Origin of the sequence: Oceanospirillum maris DSM 6286 (assembly GCF_000422865.1) — a bacterium.
Taxonomy (GTDB): domain Bacteria; phylum Pseudomonadota; class Gammaproteobacteria; order Pseudomonadales; family Halomonadaceae; genus Oceanospirillum; species Oceanospirillum maris.
In genome coordinates, this window is the sequence record NZ_KE383937.1 from 216935 (window position 1) to 238013 (window position 21079).

General features: G+C 46.6%; 14 protein-coding genes and 1 CRISPR repeat array. Of the genes, 8 read left to right on the forward strand and 6 right to left on the reverse strand.

The window, feature by feature from the left end; all coding sequences use genetic code 11:
• Positions 1 to 2368: a CRISPR direct-repeat array (repeat unit 28 nt; unit sequence GTTCACCGCCACACAGGCGGCTTAGAAA).
• Between the two features lie 450 nt (positions 2369 to 2818).
• Both G517_RS0115475 and G517_RS0115480 read right to left on the reverse strand, forming a co-directional pair.
• On the reverse strand, positions 2819 to 3289 hold the full coding sequence (locus G517_RS0115475; RefSeq protein ID WP_028305157.1) for a MaoC/PaaZ C-terminal domain-containing protein: 471 nt from the start codon (positions 3287 to 3289) through the stop codon (positions 2819 to 2821).
• Positions 3290 to 3409: 120 nt separating this feature from the next.
• Positions 3410 to 4192 (reverse strand): alpha/beta fold hydrolase, encoded by a 783-nt coding sequence (locus tag G517_RS0115480; RefSeq protein ID WP_051206480.1) that lies wholly within the window; start codon positions 4190 to 4192, stop codon positions 3410 to 3412.
• Between the two features lie 392 nt (positions 4193 to 4584).
• On the opposite strand from G517_RS0115480, the gene G517_RS0115485 reads away from it, so the two are divergent.
• From G517_RS0115485 to G517_RS0115505, 5 genes are all read left to right on the forward strand, one after another.
• Positions 4585 to 6210, forward strand: a complete 1626-nt coding sequence (locus tag G517_RS0115485; RefSeq protein WP_028305159.1) for an acyl-CoA synthetase — start codon at positions 4585 to 4587, stop codon at positions 6208 to 6210.
• Positions 6211 to 6674: 464 nt separating this feature from the next.
• Positions 6675 to 8372: an AMP-binding protein gene (locus G517_RS0115490; protein ID WP_028305160.1), complete on the forward strand. Its 1698-nt coding sequence runs from the start codon at positions 6675 to 6677 to the stop codon at positions 8370 to 8372.
• 197 nt (positions 8373 to 8569) lie between these two features.
• Positions 8570 to 12505, forward strand: a complete 3936-nt coding sequence (hrpA, locus tag G517_RS0115495) for an ATP-dependent RNA helicase HrpA (protein ID WP_051206481.1) — start codon at positions 8570 to 8572, stop codon at positions 12503 to 12505.
• Positions 12505 to 13446, forward strand: a complete 942-nt coding sequence (locus G517_RS0115500; RefSeq protein ID WP_028305162.1) for a serine aminopeptidase domain-containing protein — start codon at positions 12505 to 12507, stop codon at positions 13444 to 13446. Before hrpA ends, G517_RS0115500 begins: the two co-directional genes overlap by 1 nt.
• A gap of 83 nt (positions 13447 to 13529) precedes the next feature.
• A complete protein-coding gene (locus tag G517_RS0115505) occupies positions 13530 to 14264 on the forward strand; it encodes an MlaA family lipoprotein (protein WP_028305163.1) in 735 nt (244 codons plus the stop codon).
• Between the two features lie 63 nt (positions 14265 to 14327).
• On the opposite strand, the gene G517_RS0115510 is transcribed toward G517_RS0115505, so the two are convergent.
• Positions 14328 to 14705, reverse strand: a complete 378-nt coding sequence (locus G517_RS0115510) for a PilZ domain-containing protein (protein ID WP_028305164.1) — start codon at positions 14703 to 14705, stop codon at positions 14328 to 14330.
• Between the two features lie 337 nt (positions 14706 to 15042).
• Between G517_RS0115510 and G517_RS19530 the strand changes: the two genes are divergently transcribed.
• Both G517_RS19530 and G517_RS0115520 read left to right on the forward strand, forming a co-directional pair.
• Positions 15043 to 16200: a PP2C family protein-serine/threonine phosphatase gene (locus G517_RS19530; protein WP_084632321.1), complete on the forward strand. Its 1158-nt coding sequence runs from the start codon at positions 15043 to 15045 to the stop codon at positions 16198 to 16200.
• 1 nt (position 16201) lies between these two features.
• Positions 16202 to 16717 (forward strand): STAS domain-containing protein, encoded by a 516-nt coding sequence (locus G517_RS0115520; protein ID WP_028305165.1) that lies wholly within the window; start codon positions 16202 to 16204, stop codon positions 16715 to 16717.
• A gap of 105 nt (positions 16718 to 16822) precedes the next feature.
• Here the strand turns inward: G517_RS0115520 and tal are convergent, their stop codons facing one another.
• From tal to G517_RS0115535, 3 genes are all read right to left on the reverse strand, one after another.
• Complete coding sequence (gene tal, locus G517_RS0115525; protein WP_028305166.1) at positions 16823 to 17785, reverse strand: transaldolase; 963 nt, start codon at positions 17783 to 17785, stop codon at positions 16823 to 16825.
• A 182-nt stretch (positions 17786 to 17967) separates the two neighbouring features.
• Positions 17968 to 19026 (reverse strand): tRNA dihydrouridine(20/20a) synthase DusA, encoded by a 1059-nt coding sequence (dusA, locus tag G517_RS0115530; RefSeq protein WP_028305167.1) that lies wholly within the window; start codon positions 19024 to 19026, stop codon positions 17968 to 17970.
• A 563-nt stretch (positions 19027 to 19589) separates the two neighbouring features.
• The gene (locus G517_RS0115535; protein ID WP_028305168.1) at positions 19590 to 20045 is read right to left on the reverse strand and encodes a YccF domain-containing protein; all 456 of its coding nucleotides are present in this window, start codon (positions 20043 to 20045) and stop codon (positions 19590 to 19592) included.
• Positions 20046 to 20257: 212 nt separating this feature from the next.
• Here G517_RS0115535 and G517_RS0115540 point away from each other — a divergent pair, with 212 nt between their 5' ends.
• On the forward strand, positions 20258 to 21079 hold the full coding sequence (locus G517_RS0115540; protein ID WP_036591809.1) for a DUF3450 domain-containing protein: 822 nt from the start codon (positions 20258 to 20260) through the stop codon (positions 21077 to 21079).

Consider the following 21079-nt stretch of genomic DNA (forward strand, 5'->3'; position numbering starts at 1 on the left):
GTTCACCGCCACACAGGCGGCTTAGAAAAACAGAACTGCCTTTCTCCGGGCGCTTTCGGAGTTCACCGCCACACAGGCGGCTTAGAAATCCATGGTTTTTGTCTGCATTTGTTGCGACAAGTTCACCGCCACACAGGCGGCTTAGAAAGATAAAAATTAGGCCCGCAACAAATGGCCCCTGTTCACCGCCACACAGGCGGCTTAGAAAATTCGGAGAGCAGCAGCCATCCGGCCTGTTCAGTTCACCGCCACACAGGCGGCTTAGAAACTTACGTTGCCTTTCACATATCCTTTGCTGGGGTTCACCGCCACACAGGCGGCTTAGAAAGGATTAAATGCAGATACGCCACCGATAAAATTGTTCACCGCCACACAGGCGGCTTAGAAATACCATTATTCTGTAAGTCTCTGATACATCCTGTTCACCGCCACACAGGCGGCTTAGAAAAGCAGTGTAAATGAGTCTTTAAAGGTTACAGGGTTCACCGCCACACAGGCGGCTTAGAAATGTGTAAGTCTCCTTGTAAGGTTCTCTTATAGGTTCACCGCCACACAGGCGGCTTAGAAAATCCATCTCTCCGATTTCTTCATACCAATCTAGTTCACCGCCACACAGGCGGCTTAGAAACGCATCAACAAAAATGTCAGGGGTTTTAGCGCGTTCACCGCCACACAGGCGGCTTAGAAAGATAATCACCACCATTTGGGAAATGTCTTTCAGTTCACCGCCACACAGGCGGCTTAGAAAGCCGAATCTGGCGACCACACCCGAACCGCTGCGTTCACCGCCACACAGGCGGCTTAGAAATCCATCACTGACACATCAACCGCCGAATCTGGGTTCACCGCCACACAGGCGGCTTAGAAATTCACCCGCCTTGATACCGTCTCCAGCCTTGAGTTCACCGCCACACAGGCGGCTTAGAAATACACCGCTGCGCTCAGCCCTGAACCCGACGCGTTCACCGCCACACAGGCGGCTTAGAAAAGCCACGGCAGCAGATGCGCGGGGCAGGTGGCGTTCACCGCCACACAGGCGGCTTAGAAAACTACGCTATAAATCTCATTGGAGTTTTTCATGTTCACCGCCACACAGGCGGCTTAGAAAAATTCAATAATTTTATCTAGTTTCATGCCTCCGTTCACCGCCACACAGGCGGCTTAGAAAGGTGCCTTCGATTAGCGGCCATGCTTTGCCTTGTTCACCGCCACACAGGCGGCTTAGAAACGGCACCTGGTCGGATGTTGCAGGCCGTTTAAGTTCACCGCCACACAGGCGGCTTAGAAAAGTGCTGCGGTGGCAGCATCGGTGGCGGTGGCGTTCACCGCCACACAGGCGGCTTAGAAAGCAATGATATTGCATTTCAGGCGATAAATAACGTTCACCGCCACACAGGCGGCTTAGAAAGTCGCGTGCTCGATGATTAAATTAATATTTGAGTTCACCGCCACACAGGCGGCTTAGAAAAGCCCCACCGGCAGCAAAAATATAATTATTGTGTTCACCGCCACACAGGCGGCTTAGAAAATTGCTCGCGCGTTGGCTAACATACGCTGGGCGTTCACCGCCACACAGGCGGCTTAGAAAAGCAGCAGCGAGTTTAAAAAACGTCTGATGGGGTTCACCGCCACACAGGCGGCTTAGAAACGTTCGCTGACTTTTACACCGGGGAAATCAGCGTTCACCGCCACACAGGCGGCTTAGAAAGACCATACCACGGGCTGGGTTTACCTTGAGTAGTTCACCGCCACACAGGCGGCTTAGAAATGATACGGTCGCTGGAAGTGACTCACGGAGATGTTCACCGCCACACAGGCGGCTTAGAAATGTCCATGGCGGCATCGTTGCGGCCCCGAGGCGTTCACCGCCACACAGGCGGCTTAGAAATGTTGGCCCCTGATATGCTCTAACAATTGGGGGTTCACCGCCACACAGGCGGCTTAGAAATGATACGGTCGCTGGAAGTGACTCACGGAGATGTTCACCGCCACACAGGCGGCTTAGAAATGTCCATGGCGGCATCGTTGCGGCCCCGAGGCGTTCACCGCCACACAGGCGGCTTAGAAATGTTGGCCCCTGATATGCTCTAACAATTGGGGGTTCACCGCCACACAGGCGGCTTAGAAATTTAACCTGCAGGCATAGGGCGACCGTTTACCGTTCACCGCCACACAGGCGGCTTAGAAAGTGCGCGTCGTACAGCTCAACAGCCGCCGCGCGTTCACCGCCACACAGGCGGCTTAGAAATGTTTTATACAGCGCCTCCGATTTTGTGACTTGTTCACCGCCACACAGGCGGCTTAGAAAAAGCGTTCCAGCGCCTCGATGACTTTAATTCCGTTCACCGCCACACAGGCGGCTTAGAAGCGACAGCCTGTCGCCCTAAAGGTTGACCTACAGTTCAGCGGTGTAGTGCCATTGGTGCATGACGCTTCGCTTATGACACCTTACGATTGTGGTCTATAGGAAAGGACTGTATCAGGTTTAATTGCTGTTTGAAGCTTCGCTTATGACACCTTACGATTGTGGTCTATAGGCAAGGACTGTATGAGGTTTAATTGCTGTTTGAAGCTTCGTTTATGACATCTTACGACTGTGGTCTATAAGCAATGACTGTATCGGGTTCAACTGCTGTTTGAGGCTTTGCTTATGCTCTTTGCGATTAGGGAATAACTCGGAGGGGGGGAGGGTGTCATAAGATGCGAGGTACGAGCAGCGTCACGCACCATCTGTTTTTGCAGTGAGGTTTGGTTTAAAGCGGTAGGGCATGATGGACGTGCCCGTTATAAGGGATTCGCCCATCATTTTGTGCGAGGATTAGCCGATGGTGATTGGCGGTAGTTCTGGTGCTTTTAGTTCTGCTTTTTCTGTTGGAGCCATAACGGTTGCGGTGCCGACGACGACTTTTTCATCATTTTGGTTGGTCACTAGGGTGTCGATGATGACGCGGTTTTTGCTCAGTTTCTCTGTTACGGTTAGGGTTACGGTTAGGGTGTCAGAGAGTTTAACTGGGCGGCGGAAGCTTAACTCTTGGCCTAGGTAGATGGTGCCTGGCCCAGGTAAAACCGTTGCCAGTGCTGCGGAAATTAGAGAGCCTGACCACATGCCGTGGGCGATTTGTTCACCAAACATGGTGGTTTTGGCAAATTCTGGATCAAGGTGTACGGGATTAACATCACCTGAAACCGCAGCAAATAGTACCAGTTCCTTCTCTGTTAGAGCACGTTCCAATGTAGCGGTATCGCCAACCTGAATGTCATCATAGATTTTGTTAATCAGTACGGTCATTTCTTATCTCCAGATAAAACACTTAACGTTAAGTAAAATATTTCTAATATCAGATTATTACAACGGATGTTACGTGATAATGACGCTGCTTGTAATCGCCTAATATTTAACGGTACAAGCTTAGCCCTGATTGTTGTGCGTCGCAATAAAATGGCTGACTAATGGGTTTACTAAGTCTGAGTGGGTGATTGGCCCCATGTGGCCGCAGGGTAAGGCGTGATGTTCCGCCTGCGGAAATTGCTGTTGTAGAACCCGCATCACCGCATGGGTGGTGGCTGGGCTTTCGGCGCCTTCAAGTAGTAAAACGGGGCATTGGATTGATGCGAGGTTTTTCGGCGGGCAATCTTCGTTTAGCAAGGCGGCAAAATCATAGGCGACTTTGATGATGCCGTGGCAAAACAGTGCCTGCATCTTTTCATTTAAGCGTTCAAATGTGCCGTCACCGTTCCAGTAATCAATAAAGCTGGCGGCGGCTTTCGCGGGTTGCTCTGCATCAAGGTAATGATCAATTTGGGCGCTTAGTATCATAATAGCTTGGCGCTGGGGGTGTTCAGGGTCAAGCAGGTGAAATGCAACGGGTTCGAATAACGTTAGGCTGAGTATTTTCTCAGGCTGAGTGCGTGCTAGGCGAATGGCGGTGGCGGCACCGTAGGAGTGCCCCACAAGATGGAACGCCTGCTCAGGTAGCTGATCCGCGAGATGATCCACTTCAAAGCTGAGTTGATGGTCGGCTCGTGGGTTTGTTGGTCTATTTTTTTTGCCATAGCCGAGCAGGTCTGGCGCTAAACTTTGGCCTTTTAATAACGGCTGTAGAGCCTGCCATTGTAGGCCGCTGCTCATTGAGCTGTGCAATAAAACGGTGGCAGCTTTTGCGTGTTGTTTTTGTTCGTTTTGCGGTTTCAAAAGCGTAGATCCTCTTTGGAATGGATAGGTGAGCTTAAGGGCATACTGATAGGTTTTAAACGTAAAACGGAAATGTGTGTCATGAAACGCAGTATTAAGCAATAAAAATGGCCTTAAATCAGTGGTTTTTTACTAAATACTAAGAGTTATGACTAATGAGTCGCAAATTATTAGCAAAATCAGCTATTGACTCCACTAAAGTCTGATTCTTTTGCTATGCAGCGTAATGCTTAATCCCACTATAGCTAAATTATTATCGATAGAATGGATGGCGGTATAGGCTTTCTTGAAGATTTTCTCGACTAGCGGTGCTGAATATCCGTGATTGAAAACAACTAAAAACTCTAAGAACGCTCAGAACAATAACAGGGCTTGGAAAAAAGGTATCTCCAATGCAACAGAATATATATGACATGGGGCTAGAACAAACCCCCGCAAACTATGAAGCATTGTCTCCGTTAAGTTATTTGAAGCGTGCGGCTTCTATTTATCCGAATTATACCGCCCAAATTCATCACGGAGAGATTATTACTTGGAAAGAGACGTATACGCGAGCGGTACGTCTTGCGTCTGCACTGAACAAAGCGGGGATTAAAAAAGGTGATACCGTTGCGTTCATGTCACCTAATATTCCTGCGCTTTTTGAAGCGCATTTTGGCGTGCCTATGTCGGGTGCTGTACTTAACGCCATGAATACGCGTTTAGATGCGGAAGCTATCTCTTTTATTTTGCAGCACGCAGAGGCAAAAATTGTCTTTGTTGATCGTGAGTTTTCAGAAGTGATTACCCGTGCGATAAAAATGTTGCAAAACAAGCCGCGTATTATCGATATTGATGATCCTTACTATGAAGGCGGTTCTTTAATTGGTGATACCAATTATGAAGATTTTATCGCGGAGGGCGATGAAGACTTCTCTTGGGAGATGCCTGCAAATGAGTGGGATGCGATCACTCTAAATTACACGTCGGGTACAACCGGTAATCCAAAAGGTGTGGTTTATCATCACCGTGGTGCTTACCTAAATGCGGCCAGTAATGTGATCTCTTGGGATATGGGGCATCACCCTGTGTACCTATGGACATTGCCGATGTTCCATTGCAATGGCTGGTGTTTCCCGTGGAGTGTGGCAGCGGCCAGTGGTGTTAGCGTAAGTTTACGCCATGTTCGTGTTGAGCCTATCTATGAAGCGATTAAAGAGTTTGGTGTTAACCACTTCTGCGGTGCTCCTATCGTTCTGAATATGCTGAATAATGCTGGCGAAGAGATGAAAGCCGGTATTAATCATGAAGTTAAAGTGATGACGGCGGGCGCAGCGCCACCGGCTTCTGTGATTGAAGGCATGGAAGCGATGGGCTTTAAAGTGACCCACGTTTATGGCCTAACTGAAACCTACGGCCCTTGTGTGCTATGTGAATGGCATAGTGAATGGGATGAGCTGCCAGCGGGTGAGCGTGCTAAGTTAAAAGCTCGCCAGGGTGTTCGTGCTCCGATGCAGGAAGGTCTAATGGTGGGGCATCCTGAAACGATGGAGCCTGTACCACAAGATGGCAAAACCATGGGTGAGATCTTTATTCGCGGAAATCTTGTGATGAAAGGTTATCTGAAGAACCCGAACACCACGGATGAGTCTTTCCAAGGTGGCTGGTTCCATTCTGGTGATTTGGCTGTATGGCACGAAGATGGCTATATCGAGATTAAAGATCGCTCGAAAGATGTGATTATCTCCGGTGGTGAAAATATCTCCTCTATTGAAGTGGAAGATATTCTGTATCGTCACCCTAAAATTATGGAAGCGGCAGTGGTTGCCAGACCGGATGAGAAATGGGGCGAAACACCCTGTGCCTTTGTGACGGTTAATCCGGGCGAAGAGATGACAGAAGAAGATGTTATCCAGTTCTGCCGTGATGGCATGGCGCACTTTAAAACCCCTAAAACCGTTGTTTTTGGTGATCTGCCAAAAACCTCTACCGGCAAGATTCAGAAGTTTATGCTTCGTGATCGTGCCAAAGAACTTTGAGGCTTATCTGTCTCAAGGTTTAGGTAAGCATGATATAACATATTGATCTGCTTGCCTTTTCTGTCTGACTATTATGTCCGTTTTGGGCAATCTGGGGAGCGAATTTTCGCTCCCTTTTTTATTGGCAAATTTTCGGGTTTATTCGCAGCTTTTATTCAATCGCTTTAGGGCTATATTTAAATGAGGTAATGGAGCTTATAAGAGATAGCGAGGTCTATAAAAGCAAGGGGCTTACTTATATTGCTAATAGCGCAGTCAAAGGGGAAAAAGCGAGCTAAAAGATTAACGTGATGTTTGTATGAATAATAAAACAAACGTGCGTTTCAATCGTTTGTTTTACTTTTGCCGGCGTCTAGTTTATGTTGTGAATAATAATAAAGCGGGCTAACGCCTGTAAAAAATAACAACCCTGTTTAGCTCCCTTGCGAAGTGAGCCAATAAAAATAATGAGACGGGAGAAAGCTATGATCAGTCCGTTCTTCAAAGAACGTTACCCTGAAGGTATATCCACAGAGATAGACCTATCAGCGTACTCTTCTATTTTAGAAGTACTTGACGAAGCCTGTAAGCGTTTTGCGGGTCGTCCAGCCTTTTCAAATATGGGCAAAACTATTACTTTTGGTGAGCTAGATCTGCTCGCGCGTGATTTTGCAGCTTATCTGCAAAACCAGCTTGGCTTGAAGCCCGGTGAGCGTATTGCGATTCAGCTGCCGAACACTCTGCAGTATCCAATTGCACTGTTTGGTGCTTTAAGGGCGGGTTTGGTGGTGGTTAACACCAATCCACTGTATACCGAACGTGAAATGCGCCATCAATTTCAAGACTCTGAAGTTAAAGCCCTTGTCGTATTAGCGAATATGGCCCATTTAGCAGAAAAAGTACTGCCCGATACGGGGATTGAGCATGTAATTGTGACTGAGCTGGGTGATATGCACGGTTTGGTGAAGCGAACACTGATCAACAGTGTCGTGCGCTATGTTAAAAAAATGGTGCCAGCCTATAGTCTTCCCCGTGCCATTGCCTATCGTGATGTTTTAAGTGAAGGTAAAAGTTTACCTTTGCAAAAGCATCAAGCTAAAGCTGAAGACCTTGCGGTATTGCAGTATACCGGTGGTACCACCGGTGTGGCTAAAGGCGCGATGCTAAGCCATAAAAACTTGGTGGCCAATATGCTGCAGGCTCGCATCATTTTGAATACCATTTTGGAAGAGGGGCAAGAAACCATTATTTTGCCTTTGCCGATGTACCATATTTACAGCTTCACCGTTAGTTTAGTGCTAATGGAGTCCGGTAATCATTCGGTGCTTATTACCAACCCACGGGATCTACCAGGCTTTGTTAAAGAGCTAGCCAAAACCGAGTTTACTGGTTTTGTGGGCTTAAATACGCTGTTTGTAGCCTTGGCGAATCGTGATGATTTCAAGCAGTTGGATTTTTCTAAGCTCAAGCTGACTATTTCTGGTGGTATGGCGTTAACCCATGCTGCGGAGGAAGAATGGCATGAGGTTACGGGTTGTCATATTAATGAAGGTTACGGTATGACGGAAACGTCGCCGATTGTAACGTTTAATATTCCCTGTAAATCTCAATTAGGCTCCATTGGTTTGCCAGTTCCATCGACAGATCTAAAAACGATCGATGAAAACGGTAACGATTTGCCCCACGGTGAAGTCGGCGAGCTGTGTGCTAAAGGCCCGCAAGTGATGATGGGCTATTGGAAAAATGAAGCGGCCACCCGTGAAATGATCGATAGCGATGATTGGCTGCACACTGGGGATATCGGGCTTATTCAGGAAGATGGCTTTGTCCGTATTGTTGACCGTAAAAAAGATATGATTAATGTCTCAGGCTTTAATGTGTACCCCAATGAAGTGGAAGATGTGATTGTGTCGCATACCGGTATCATTGAAGCGGCGGCTATTGGTGTGCCTGATGATAAAACCGGCGAAGCGATTAAAGTTTTCTTGGTGCGTCGTGATGAAAACCTAACAGTAAAAGAAGTGCAGGAATACTGCCGTAGCCATCTAACCGGCTATAAAGTACCTAAACAGGTTGAGTTTCGTGATGAACTGCCAAAAACTAACGTCGGTAAAGTGTTGCGCCGACAACTTCGGGATGAAGAGTTAGGGAAAATCCAGCAACGAGCCAATGCCGTTGTCTAATACAGGGTGATATAAAAAAGTTTTTAAAATCAAATTCTTATAGATAAAGAAAAGAGGCTTCGGCCTCTTTTTTTATGCCCTTACCCGACAGATATTGGAAATCCTCTGCGTTTTGATTGCAAACAGGTTAAAATGCCGCCCTTTGGCTGTTTTACCCTTTCATGCATGTCGCTTATCGGTCAGAGGTTCTATCTTTCATGGTTTCAGACAACACCCCCAATACCGACGTTTTAGTTCAGTCTTATAGCCCTGAACAGATCAAGGCGTTGTTGGATAAAACCCTGCTGAAAGACCGCTTTCGCCTGCAACAAGGTTTGCGGCAGTTGGCAAGAAAGCCTGATGCCGACAAAGAACAAAAGCTGGTACAGCAGATCGCCCGTTCGGTGGAAAAAGCAGATCAACGCATCAAGCTGATCCCTAAAGTGGTATACCCTGAGAATCTGCCGGTTAGTCAGAAAAAGGCGGATATTGCCGAGGCGATAAAAAATAACCAAGTGGTGGTTATTGCCGGTGAAACCGGTTCTGGTAAAACCACTCAGATCCCTAAAATTTGCTTAGAGCTAGGTCTAGGTGCCCGTGGGTTAATTGGCCATACTCAGCCCCGTCGTTTAGCCGCTAGAACCGTAGCCGACCGTGTGGCGGAAGAATTAAACGTCCCCCTTGGTGAGCAAGTGGGTTATCAGGTGCGTTTTACGGATCAAGTCACCGAGAACACCCTTGTTAAGCTTATGACGGACGGTATTTTACTGGCGGAGACCCAGAATGACCGTTTTCTAAACCGTTATGAAGTGATCATTATTGATGAGGCCCACGAGCGCAGTCTTAATATTGATTTCCTCTTAGGCTTTTTAAGGCAGCTATTACCCAAACGACCTGATTTAAAGCTGATTATCACCTCGGCAACCATTGATGTTGACCGTTTTTCTAAGCACTTTAACAATGCCCCCGTGATTGAAGTCTCAGGCCGTACCTTTCCGGCGGATGTGATCTACCGGCCCTTGATGGAGCTGGAAGATGACGATGATCGGGATTTTGATCAGTATTTGCATCAGGGTATATTAGAAGCGGTTGAAGAGATTGAGCAGATAGAGCGCGAGCGCAAATGGGCCACCGGCCCACGGGATATTTTGATCTTTTTACCCGGCGAGCGTGAGATTCGTGAAACGGCTGAAGTGCTGCGTAAAGCAAATTTACGGGGCACTGATATTTTGCCACTTTATGCCCGACTGAGTGCGAAGGAGCAAAACCGAGTTTTTCAGACACATTCAGGCCGCCGTATTGTACTGTCAACCAACGTGGCAGAAACCTCGCTAACGGTGCCCGGTATCCGTTATGTGATTGACCCCGGTACCGCTCGTATCAGTCGCTACAGTTACCGATCTAAAGTCCAGCGTCTTCCTGTGGAAGCTATTTCTCAAGCCAGTGCTAACCAACGTAAAGGTCGTTGTGGGCGTATTGCTGAAGGTTGTTGTATTCGACTGTACAGCGAAGAAGATTTCCAAGGCCGTCCAGAATTTACCGACCCTGAGATTCGTCGTACCAACTTAGCCTCGGTGATCTTGCAGATGTTGAATCTGCGCCTAGGCAAGATCGAATCCTTCCCTTTTGTCGATCAACCGGATAACCGATTTGTACGGGATGGCTTTCGTTTACTTCATGAATTAGGCGCGGTGGATAATCAAGAGCGGCTAACCAAAGTCGGTCGGCAGCTGGCGCGATTACCGATTGATCCTCGTATTGGCCGTATGGTGCTTTCCGGCGCAGAACACGGTGCATTAAATGAGCTGCTGATTATCGCCAGTGCCCTGAGCGCGCAAGATCCGAGAGAGCGTCCCCACGATAAGCAACAGGCTGCAGATGAGAAGCATCGCCAGTGGAAAGATGATAACTCTGACTTTTTAGCCTACGTGAACCTCTGGAATGGCTACGAAGAACAGCGACAAGAGCTGAGCAACAGTCAATTCCGGCGCTGGTGCCAAAAGAACTTTCTTAATTACTTGAGAATGCGTGAATGGCGTGATGTTCACCATCAACTCAAGCTGATGAGCAAAGAGCTGAAACTAGAACTTAATAGCAAACCAGCCGGTACGGCTAACCTGCATAAATCCCTGCTACCGGGCTTATTAAGCCATCTGGGGATGAAGCTGGAAGATCGAGAGTACCTCGGTGCCCGTAACCGAAAATTCCATATTTTCCCAGGTTCTGCGCTATTTAAGAAAAGCCCAAAATGGATTATGGCCGCCGAATTGGTTGAAACCAGCCGTCTTTATGCGCGCCAAGTGGCTAAGATTGAGCCTGAGTGGGTGGAGCGTTACGCCAAACACCTCACCAAGCGCAGCTATAGCGAACCCCACTGGGAGAAAAAACGTGCCCAAGTGGTTGCCGATGAGAAAGTGACGCTGTACGGACTGCCGGTGGTGCCAAATCGACGGGTACACTACGGCCCGATTGACCCTGTTATTTCCCGTGAAATTTTTATCCGTAATGGTCTGGTTGAAGGCGAGTACGACAGCAAAGCGCCATTTTTCGATTATAACCAACAGGCCATTGCGGAGGTTGAACAGCTAGAATCTAAGGTACGTCGTCGAGATATTCTCGTTGATGATGAAACCTTATTTCGTTTCTATGAAGAGCGTATACCAGAAGGGATTTATAACGGGGCCAGTTTTGAGAAGTGGCGTAAAACCTCAGAGAAAGACAATCCTAAGATTCTGTTCTTTGATCCTAATGCGCTAAAGCAGCGTGATCCTGATGAGCTTGAACTGGAAACGCAATACCCTGACCAGTTGGGCCTGCAAGGTATGAAGTTGGCACTGGATTATCAATTTGATCCAGGGAAAAAGCATGACGGCCTTAACCTTAAAGTACCCGTAGCGGGTTTACAGCAGGTGAGCGAACACCGCCTTGAATGGCTGGTGCCTGGTATGTTACGGGATAAGTGCATCGCCTTAATTAAAAATCTACCCAAGCAAGTCCGAAAAAACTTTGTACCGATTCCTGATTATGTCGATCAGATTTTACCGTTTTTGGAACCCTGTGATGAGCCACTAACGGAACATCTGGGCGAACGTTTACGTCGTAAGACGGGGCAGCGTATTGCACCGGAATTATGGCAAACCGAGACACTGGAAGCCCACCATCGAATGTTAATACAGGTAGTGGATGCTAAAGGTAACATTATTGGCGAATCCCGTGATTTAGCCGAGTTGTTAGAGATGTTCTCAGGACACTCTGTCGAGCAAGTGCGTATCAGCGGTGATGATCATTTTAAACAGCAAGGATTAACAGCTTGGCCTGACAGATTGGCCTTGCCCAATGTGCTTGAGCAAGAACAGCAAGGCATTGTGCTAAAAGCTTATCCCGCACTAGTTGATAAAAACAGTAGCGTTGATGTCAGCCTGTTCGATCTACAGGGGCAGGCGGATGCGGAGCACTGGCCTGGGGTTCGTCGGTTGTTGATGCTGGCGCTACCGCAACAGGTCAAATGGATTGAAAAGTCTTTACCGCAGTTGAATCAAACGGCGCTGTTGTTCAATAGTCTCGGGAAAAAAGAGCAGTTTGTGCAAGACCTACAGTTGGCCGTTTTTGATCGTGTCTTTAAAACTCCAACGCCCCCAAGAAATACCGAAGATTTTAATGCACTGCTTAATAACAACAAAGCGCGTATCGGCAAAGAAGCTGAGGCGTTATTAAAAGATTGTCATGAAATACTTAAATTAAACCATGAGATTCATAAGCGCTTAAAGGGTAAAATTCCTCTGGCACTGGCGTTTATTTATAGTGATATCCGTTTTCAATTGGAGCACTTGGTGTACCCCGGATTCTTACACCAGACTGGCCCTGAATGGTTAGAGGCTGTGCCTCGCTATTTGCAGGGTATTTTGATTCGTTTAGACAAGGCCGCCACCAATCGTGGAAGGGATCAGCTTTGGAGCCAAGAGCTTAATCAGTTGTGGGAAAAATACCACGCCAAAGCAGAACAGCTTAAGCAACGTGAAGGCAGTGGCCAGCGCTTATTACCTTTCAGATGGATGTTGGAAGAGTATCGAGTATCGCTGTTTGCACAGCAATTAGGAACCGCATTGCCTGTATCGGCAAAACGGCTTAATAAACTATGGAGTGAGTTAACCTGATGGCTATCGACCGTCAAATTATCGAAGAGCGCATCTCTTTACCGGTTACACCAATGATGACTGCTGGGTTGCATCGCTTTACCTTACGAAGTGGTGAGACAAAGGGCACGGTGCTGATGCTGCATGGGTTAATGCAAGGCAGTGATGTGTTTTTTGATCAGGTTCGAGGTGGTGGCTTAGCCTATTATCTGGCAGAGAGAGGTTACGATGTTTTTGTCTGCCAAATACGTGGGCGGGATGCAACGGGCGAACAACTAAAGCTAGAGCCGTTTGGTTTGCAGCAAGTATTAGAAGAAGATCTTCCTTTGATTTGGAGTTCTATAAAAAAGCGCTGCCGTCATCAAGATTTTTACCTTGTGGGCTATCAGTTTGGCAGTTTGCTTTGGAGCGCGATGATGGCGCGCCAGCCTGAATACTTGGAGCAAGTGAAAGGCCTGATTCATTTTTGTCCGCAGCGAGCTTTAATTGCTGGTGGCCGACGTAAGAATTTTTGGTATGAATTTCTAGAGCGCAGCATGATGCCAAAGCTGGGTAAACTATTGGGTTTTGTACCATCTCGACGCTTTAACTTAGGGGCCTCGAATGAATCTGTGCCACTTTTTAATGATGCATTACAGTGGCGAACCAATGAGTGGAAAGATCAATGGGATGGCTTTGATTACCTTGCCGCAATGGAACATATCGCTTTGCCGCCTAGCCTATATTTTGTCACGTTAAAGCAGGCATGGCGCGGTTTAGAACATGACTGTCGTGCCTTTATGTTTGAACTGGGTCATCACAACGGTCGTATGATTAAGCTAGGGGCCAAAGTGGGGAATAAAGCAAACTACTCCCGCAATGAGCTGTGTACACATCTTAAGGCTGAAGAGGATTATTTTCCGCTGATTCTTGATTGGCTGCATGAAATTCAGCTTGAGCAGAATGAAGCGCTACCCGTATAGGGCAGCTGAGCTTCAGGTTATTACCGCGCGTGCCGTTGCTGTTGATATCGTTCTATTTATTATTGCTACTAGGGTGTTAAAGCTTGAAAAAAGTTGTGCTATTGATCGTTCTATTGCTGCCATTTTTGCCATTAAAGGTGGTTGCATCTGATGATAATAAAGACCCGTGGGAAGGTTTGAACCGAAATATTCATGGGTTTAATGATGTTATGGACACCTATCTTGCTCGGCCTGTGGCTAAAGCATATCGTGCGGTATTACCACGTTTTGTCCGTACTGGCGTGGGTAACTTTTTTAGCAACTTGGGCGAAGTGCCCACTACTATCAATGATTTATTGCAGGCAAAGCCGGGGGATGCGTTAACATCCTCAGGGCGCTTTGTTATCAATTCAACAGTAGGTGTTTTAGGCTTATTTGATGTAGCTAGCTGGGCAGGTATCAAAGAGCACCGTGAAGACTTAGGGCAAACGCTAGCCGTATGGGGGGTTAGTAGTGGCCCTTATCTTGTGATTCCGTTTTTAGGCCCTAGTACGTTACGGGATTCCCTTAGTATCTATCCTAATTATCAATTTAGCCTAGTTAATTATGCGCCAATCACCACTGAAGAAAGTTACGGTATCTTGGCGTTAGATCTTATTCATCGACGGCATAACTTGTTAAGCCAAGAAGCCTTGATACAAGGTGATAAATATATTTTCTATCGCGATGTTTATCTGCAAAATCGTCAATATGAGATTAACGATGGTGTTGTTGAAGATAGCTTTGATGCAGGATTTGGTGATGATTTCGACGATCTAGATTTTGATGATGATTTTTAGATAAAAAAGTTTAGATAAACTGCACTTTTTCTTTTTCTGCATTTTCGTTACTAAGCGAACATGCTAACTCTCCGCGCAGATCAGTTCTGTGATTTTTAATCCTATCTCATGGCGCATCACCGTACTTTTTGAATTCAAAATATTTTCAGTATCGGGCAAGGATGATAATGAATCGTCAGGCAAGGGCTCAGCTGGCATAACTCGTGTGACTTCGGCTATCGCCTGAAAAGGCTCCATCCCTAAATGCTCGGTGAGCCGAAGCTTTATTTGAGCACCCAGTTCAACCTTATGGTTTAGTACAACTTTTGCACCAGTAGTACTAAGATTAATACACAGCCCGTGCAAGACCTCTTGAGATGAAAGCACAACAAGTTGGCAAGATAAACTGAGCCGAGTTCGAGGGAAGGCCCGATTTTCGCCGCTGGGTAAAAAGAATTCCATAGCCTGCACCTTAAATTAAATAGCCTGTCTCTAGAATTAAAAAGTATAATGAATGTTGCATTAGCTTGCTATCCTATCCTATAAGTGAATTATAGGCTGGTACTCACTATTTATTATCGCCTGAGGTTGATTTATTTCACTGTTGATAGGGTTTACACTGTCAAGCTTAGGCATTTTCTAAATGCTGGATATTTCTAGGTGCTATTTCATCTAGGTGCTATTTTACTTTTACTTTCTAAGTGTTCTATCCAGATGGTTTTAAGCACTCTATGCTAGATAATCAGGTATCGCTCACAGGGATTTGGTGTGGCTCACAGGAAGAGGACAAACAGCGTATATGCTTACAATATTGATGGACTCTGTCTATATTTCCGGCTCGCAGCCTTCAGTGGCGCTGTCCTCTGAACTGTGTAAGACGCTAGAAATAGACCCTTTACCCGCAACGTATCCTGTTGCATATCTTCCAAAAGAAACCGAACTCGTTATCTATGAACTGACGCATCTTGATGATCTATTTCGACTCGAAAGCTGGTTAGTTGAACCAAGAAATTATGCGCTTGTGGTCGTTGTCAGCATAGCCCTATCGGAGCTTTTGATCAAAGCGATGGAGGCTGGAGCCGATGATTATATTGTCGACCCTAATCAAAATATTCAACTGGCCGACTTAGTCTTGCGTAGGGCGATTACCCGTAAGCAGGCGTTAGTACAAAGCGTATTGAACACGCTTGAACTAGAACAGCGTAATGTAGCGCTTGGGGCTCGCCTAGAGCTACTTAAACAAGACCAGAAGGCTGGACGTTATGTTCAGCAAAAAATACTGCCAGAAACCCCTTGGGTTTATAACAATCAAGTGCTGACGCATTACATCTGTCCCTCGCTCTATTTAAGCGGTGATGTGGTCGATTATTTTCCCGTGAGTGACGACCAAGTCATGTTTTATTTGGCCGATGTATCCGGTCATGGCGCATCCTCTGCTTTTATTACTATTTTGCTTAAAGTTTATATTCGACGTTATGCAAAAAAGGCCTTGGAACGGAATAGCGCAATTAATCCTGCGGATGTTTTATCCTATATAAACAATGAGTTACTGGAAACAGGTTTAGGTAAGCACCTCACTATTTTTCTAGGCTTGCTGGACACGAAAAACAATAAGCTACGCTATTGTAATGGTGCACATTTTCCTTATCCTGTGTTGTTCGATGAGCAGGATGGTGCCCGCTATTTAGAAGGAAAAAGTATGCCTGTTGGACTTTTTTCTGATGCGGCTTACGAGGAGTTTGAGTTATTGTTGCACCCGCGATACCATCTGACCCTCTTTTCGGATGGTATATTTGAAGTGATCAATGAAACCTCTCTCGCAGATAAAGAGAAACGTTTGCTTGAAATAGCAGTTCAATTTGCAGGACAGCATGATGCTATGGTCGAGTACTTTACCCAGTTAGGCATGCATGATGCGCCTGACGATGTCAGCCTATTGGCGGTATCAGGTTCTTAATATGCAAGAAGGTAAAATCCTGATTGCGGAAAACCGAGGCGTGTACGTCCTGAAATTTATTGGGGATGTGCGTTTAACTCTGTGTTCCACAATTGATGCGTTACTGAAAAAAATATTCGGTGGCGAAGACTTTAAGTCTGTTGTAATTGATCTTACTGAAACAGAAGGTATCGACAGTACCGCGCTTGGTTTTCTAGCTAAAATTGCGGTGAATACCCAAGAAGTTTCATCTCGAAAGCCAACGATTGTAAGCACTCGTGAAGACATTACGCGTGTGCTTTCTAGTATGGGATTCGAACATTATTTTTGCCTTCGAGACTGGCCTTTGGCTCTAGATTACTCCCTAGAAGAAGCGCCTGTGCTGGATGATGAGTGCGCTGATAGCATTCGACAGAAAGTCATTGATGCTCACCGAACCTTGATGGGGTTGAATCCGCAGAACCAAGAGGAATTTGAACCGGTTGTATTCGCTCTTGAAAACTGTACGTTATCTCGCGAGGTTAAAGGCGTGCATTAAAAGCGCATAACGACCCATTGAAAACCCTGAATAGATTATTTTATTCAGGGTTTTTGGGTTTCAGAGGCGAGGCTTTGGATAAATAAAGCTCGGCTTATCTTGTTTTTAAACGAAATGAGGCGCAAGCAGTGCTTCTAGTTTAGCCTGATCCGCAGCAAACAATCGGATACCTTCTGAGATCTTCTCAGAGGCCATCGCATCTTGGTTCATCTGCCAGCGAAAGGCCGTTTCAGATAAAGGTGCTGGACGTGGCATTAAAGGCTTATTGGCCGTTAGCTGACGGCTCAATGTCCCGTTGTCATCAGCCAACTGCTGAATAAGCGCTGGGCTGATGGTTAAACGGTCACATCCCGCTAGATGCTCAATCTCGCCTGTATTACGAAAGCTAGCCCCCATCACAATGGTGTCGTAGCCGTGCTGTTTGTAATAGCTGTAAATACTCTGTACTGAGATTACTCCAGGGTCATTTGCCCCAGTAAAATCCTGTTCAGGGTAAGCGGCTTTGTGCCAGTCTAAAATCCGGCCTACAAAAGGCGAGACCAGCGTTATTTTTGATTCCGCACAGGCAATGGCTTGGGCTTGGGAAAAAAGTAGCGTCAGGTTGCATGTGATGCCTTCCTGTTCAAGTAGCTCTGCGGCTTTAATACCTTCCCAGGTTGATGCGATTTTAATCAATACACGGTCACGACCGACCCCCAGTTCTTTATAAAGGTTGATCAGGCGGCGAGCTTTTTCTACTGTTGCTCGGGTATCAAAGGACAGGCGCGCACTAACCTCTGTCGAGATATAGCCGGGGATCAACTGACTTATTTTTGCACCAATCGCCACAGCGATACGGTCAACGGCATAGTCTTTCTGACATTCAAAATCTGAGCTTTCTTGTTGCGCTTTTTGAACCGCTTGTTGAATAAGCTCTTGGTACTCAGGTTTATCGGCAACTTTTAGCACTAACGAAGGGTTCGTGGTGGCATCCTGAGGCTTTAGTTGTGATATGGCATCAATATCGCCGGTGTCAGCAACGACAACCGTCATCTGACGCAGTTGTTCTAGCTTGCTATTGTTAGCCATAGAGAAATTTCCTACAGTTCATTAACTTATTGGTTTACTAAGGTTTTAAAGGCAAATCAATAGAATCACAATAGCACTATGGTGGGGCAAGAGTGGATAAAAGGCGAGGAAGGTCGCATTATGCGACCTAGTTCTCTTAATTGAATGAGGTGTTTTCTATCCGCCTGTTTGGCGTATTGGATCTATGGCGGTGTTTCCATCGACAAAGCCGCCTCTAAAATAGCCTGTTCAGAAACCAATGCCATAGCTTGCTCTAGTACTTCTGCACCAGCGCCATTTTTATACGCATTCTCACTAATGTGACGACGGAATTTACGGCCACCTGGACAAGCCTGAAAAATACCCAATAGATGGCGAGTGATATGACCTAAATAGCAGCCTTTGGATAACTCCTGCTCAATATAAGGCAGCATTTGGCGCAAAGCCTCGTGACGGCTAATAATGGGCGATGACTTACCAAAGATTTTCTGATCCACCTCGGCCAACAGGTACGGATTTTGGTAGGCTTCTCGGCCAATCATAACGCCATCGACATGCTCTAGATGGGCGTTCATTTGGTCAAAGGTTGAGATACCACCGTTAATCACAATTTCCAGCTCTGGGTAGGCCTGTTTTATGCGATAAACCAAATCGTAATCTAGCGGTGGCACTTCACGATTCTCTTTAGGGCTTAAGCCCTTAAGCCATGCTTTACGCGCGTGTAACGTAAAGCTTTTGCAGCCCGCCGCCGCAACTGTTTCAATAAAAGCGGGTAACGTTTCCTCTGGGTTTTGATCATCAATACCGATCCGGCACTTAACGGTTACCTCTACCGCTGTTGCCGCTTGCATCGCGGATACGCACTCCGCTACCAGCTCTTTATGGGCCATCAGGCACGCGCCCATCAGGTTGTTTTGTACCCGATCACTGGGACAACCCACATTAAGGTTGATCTCATCGTAACCAAAATCCGTAGCAATACCGCTGCACTTCGCTAGTTGCTCTGGATCACTTCCCCCTAATTGCAGCGCCAACGGATGCTCTTCATCGTTGTAGGCTAAAAAGCGATCAGGGTCTTTACCAAAAAGAATCGCCCCAGTGGTGACCATCTCGGTATAGAGTAGGGCCTCCTTAGAAAGTAGACGGGCAAAATAACGAAAGGCTGGCGTAGTCCATTCCATCATCGGAGCAACGGAAAAGCGTCTATCCACCGCAGGGCGCGTAGTTTCTGGGTTTGATCTGTTTTTTTGCGGGTTTTGCATAGGTCTATTTATACCAATATTTATCGGTTTTCTCTGGTTTTACCAATGAAGTGGTGCAAGTTATGGTACATAAAAGTGGTGTACCACGGTTCACGGATAATCAGCGAAGGCTTGTACCACATGGCAAGGGTACAATCTCGAAAACTACGTGATGGATCAACACGCTACATTGTACCTTAAATCAACGCCTGCTGGGGTAGGCTGCTCTCGGGAACAAACGGTTACGGCGATGGGCCGTCATCCTTTTTTAAAGCCCCGCTAACGCTACGGACCAACGACAGCGCGCGGGGAAGTTAGCTCTGAAAAGGTGTAGCAAAGCCACCCCGGATACATTCTGAATAACATGCTATCCGTCTCACCCGAGGCGGGGTTTTTTATTGCCTAAAAACTCAATGACGGTTTGCGATCACCGCTGGTAGCCAGTCGGCTAAGCTCTATGGTCTTCTTTCTGCCTATCAGCAACTACACTGACTTGTGATGCGTCTTGGCGCTTGTCGTGCCAATTGCCATCATCGCTGTGAGAAACGTTATGATCGAAATGAACTCAGCTGTTAATTTAGCTGCTAGCTGCGCATTTTCGATAATTCTTGGTCCGCCCGGCTTCTACGAGTTGCATCCGCTACTTCATTGCTAACAACGGTCTGGCCTACAGGGGCCAATGAAACGACGGCCAGTTTGATATGTTGAATAGCGAACGGAATACCAATAATGGTGAGCGCGCAGGCCACTGCAGATAAAATATGACCGATGGCTAGCCAGATCCCTGCCACTAGAATCCAAATAATATTGCCGATCAATCCCAGAGTACCCGTGCCTATATCAGACTTGCCCAATAGCTCTTTGCGGCTGATGGTTTGTTTACCGAAGGGGAAGAATGAAAACTGGCCAATAACGAAGCAGGATCGCCCCCAAGGAATCCCCACTATTGTACAGAAAGCAATAATGCCAAACCCCCACCAGATCAGTCCCATGATAAAACCGCCCAGTAAAAACCAGATAATATTTCCTATTAATCGCATAGCGCACTCCTTGAATGTAGAGGCGTAATATACCAGAAGGGAATCTGAGTGGGCGGGATATTGATCGGTTAAATCGACCCTAAACTTGCATTGGACAGAATCTTTACGATAAATATACATAAATGATAGTAATTCCTATTTGCATAAGTAATGGTTTCTCAATATCATTCAAGGGTTGGTACTTTAAACTCAGCGTACATACGGATCTGTCTATGTCTCTTTCCAGATATCTTCTCAGTATTGTCGTCCAGCCTGTTTTGTTGGCGACAGTCGTTTTCTTCTCTCTGTTATTTAGCTTGCCCAAAGCTTATGCCTCTGAAGGATTGAATAAAAACCTTCAGACCGTCGAGCAGGCTCATCGGGCTGGCGCTAAGACCCAGCGGCAAGTTGATGACCTATCGGTGGATAGCCGGTTACTTTACGGCGAATACCAGCAGGTGCTACGTCATGCAGAAACAACTGAGGCCTATAATCGTCAATTAAGTCGTTTGATTTTTAGCCAAGAGACAGAGCTGGGCAGTTTAGATGGACAGATTCAATCCCTAGAAAATACAGATCGATCCCTACTACCTATGCTGGTTCGTATGGTTGATCGTTTGAATCAATTTGTGGGTCAAGACCAACCGTTTCTGCTGGATGAGCGTCAAAAAAGAGTCAGTCGTTTGCAGGGTTTGTTGGATCGTGCAGATGTGAGTTTAGCTGAAAAGTATCGTCAGATTTTACAGGCCTATCAAATTGAAGTGGATTATGGCCGTAGCCTTGAAGCTTACGAAGGTGAAGTGACGACTCTGGAGGGAAAACGGCAGGTCACTTTTTTACGACTGGGTCGCGTTGCGCTGTATTACCAATCGGCGAATGGGCAGGCCGGAGGTCTTTGGCAGCCTCAAAGCCAAAGCTGGTTGACATTAACCGCAGAAGACAATCGTGTTCTGAAAAATGCGATCCAGATGGCTCGTCAGCAAGTAGTGCCAGAGCTTTTGGACTTGCCGTTACCCATGCCTGAATCATCATCTTCATTAGAGGCTGACGCTTAA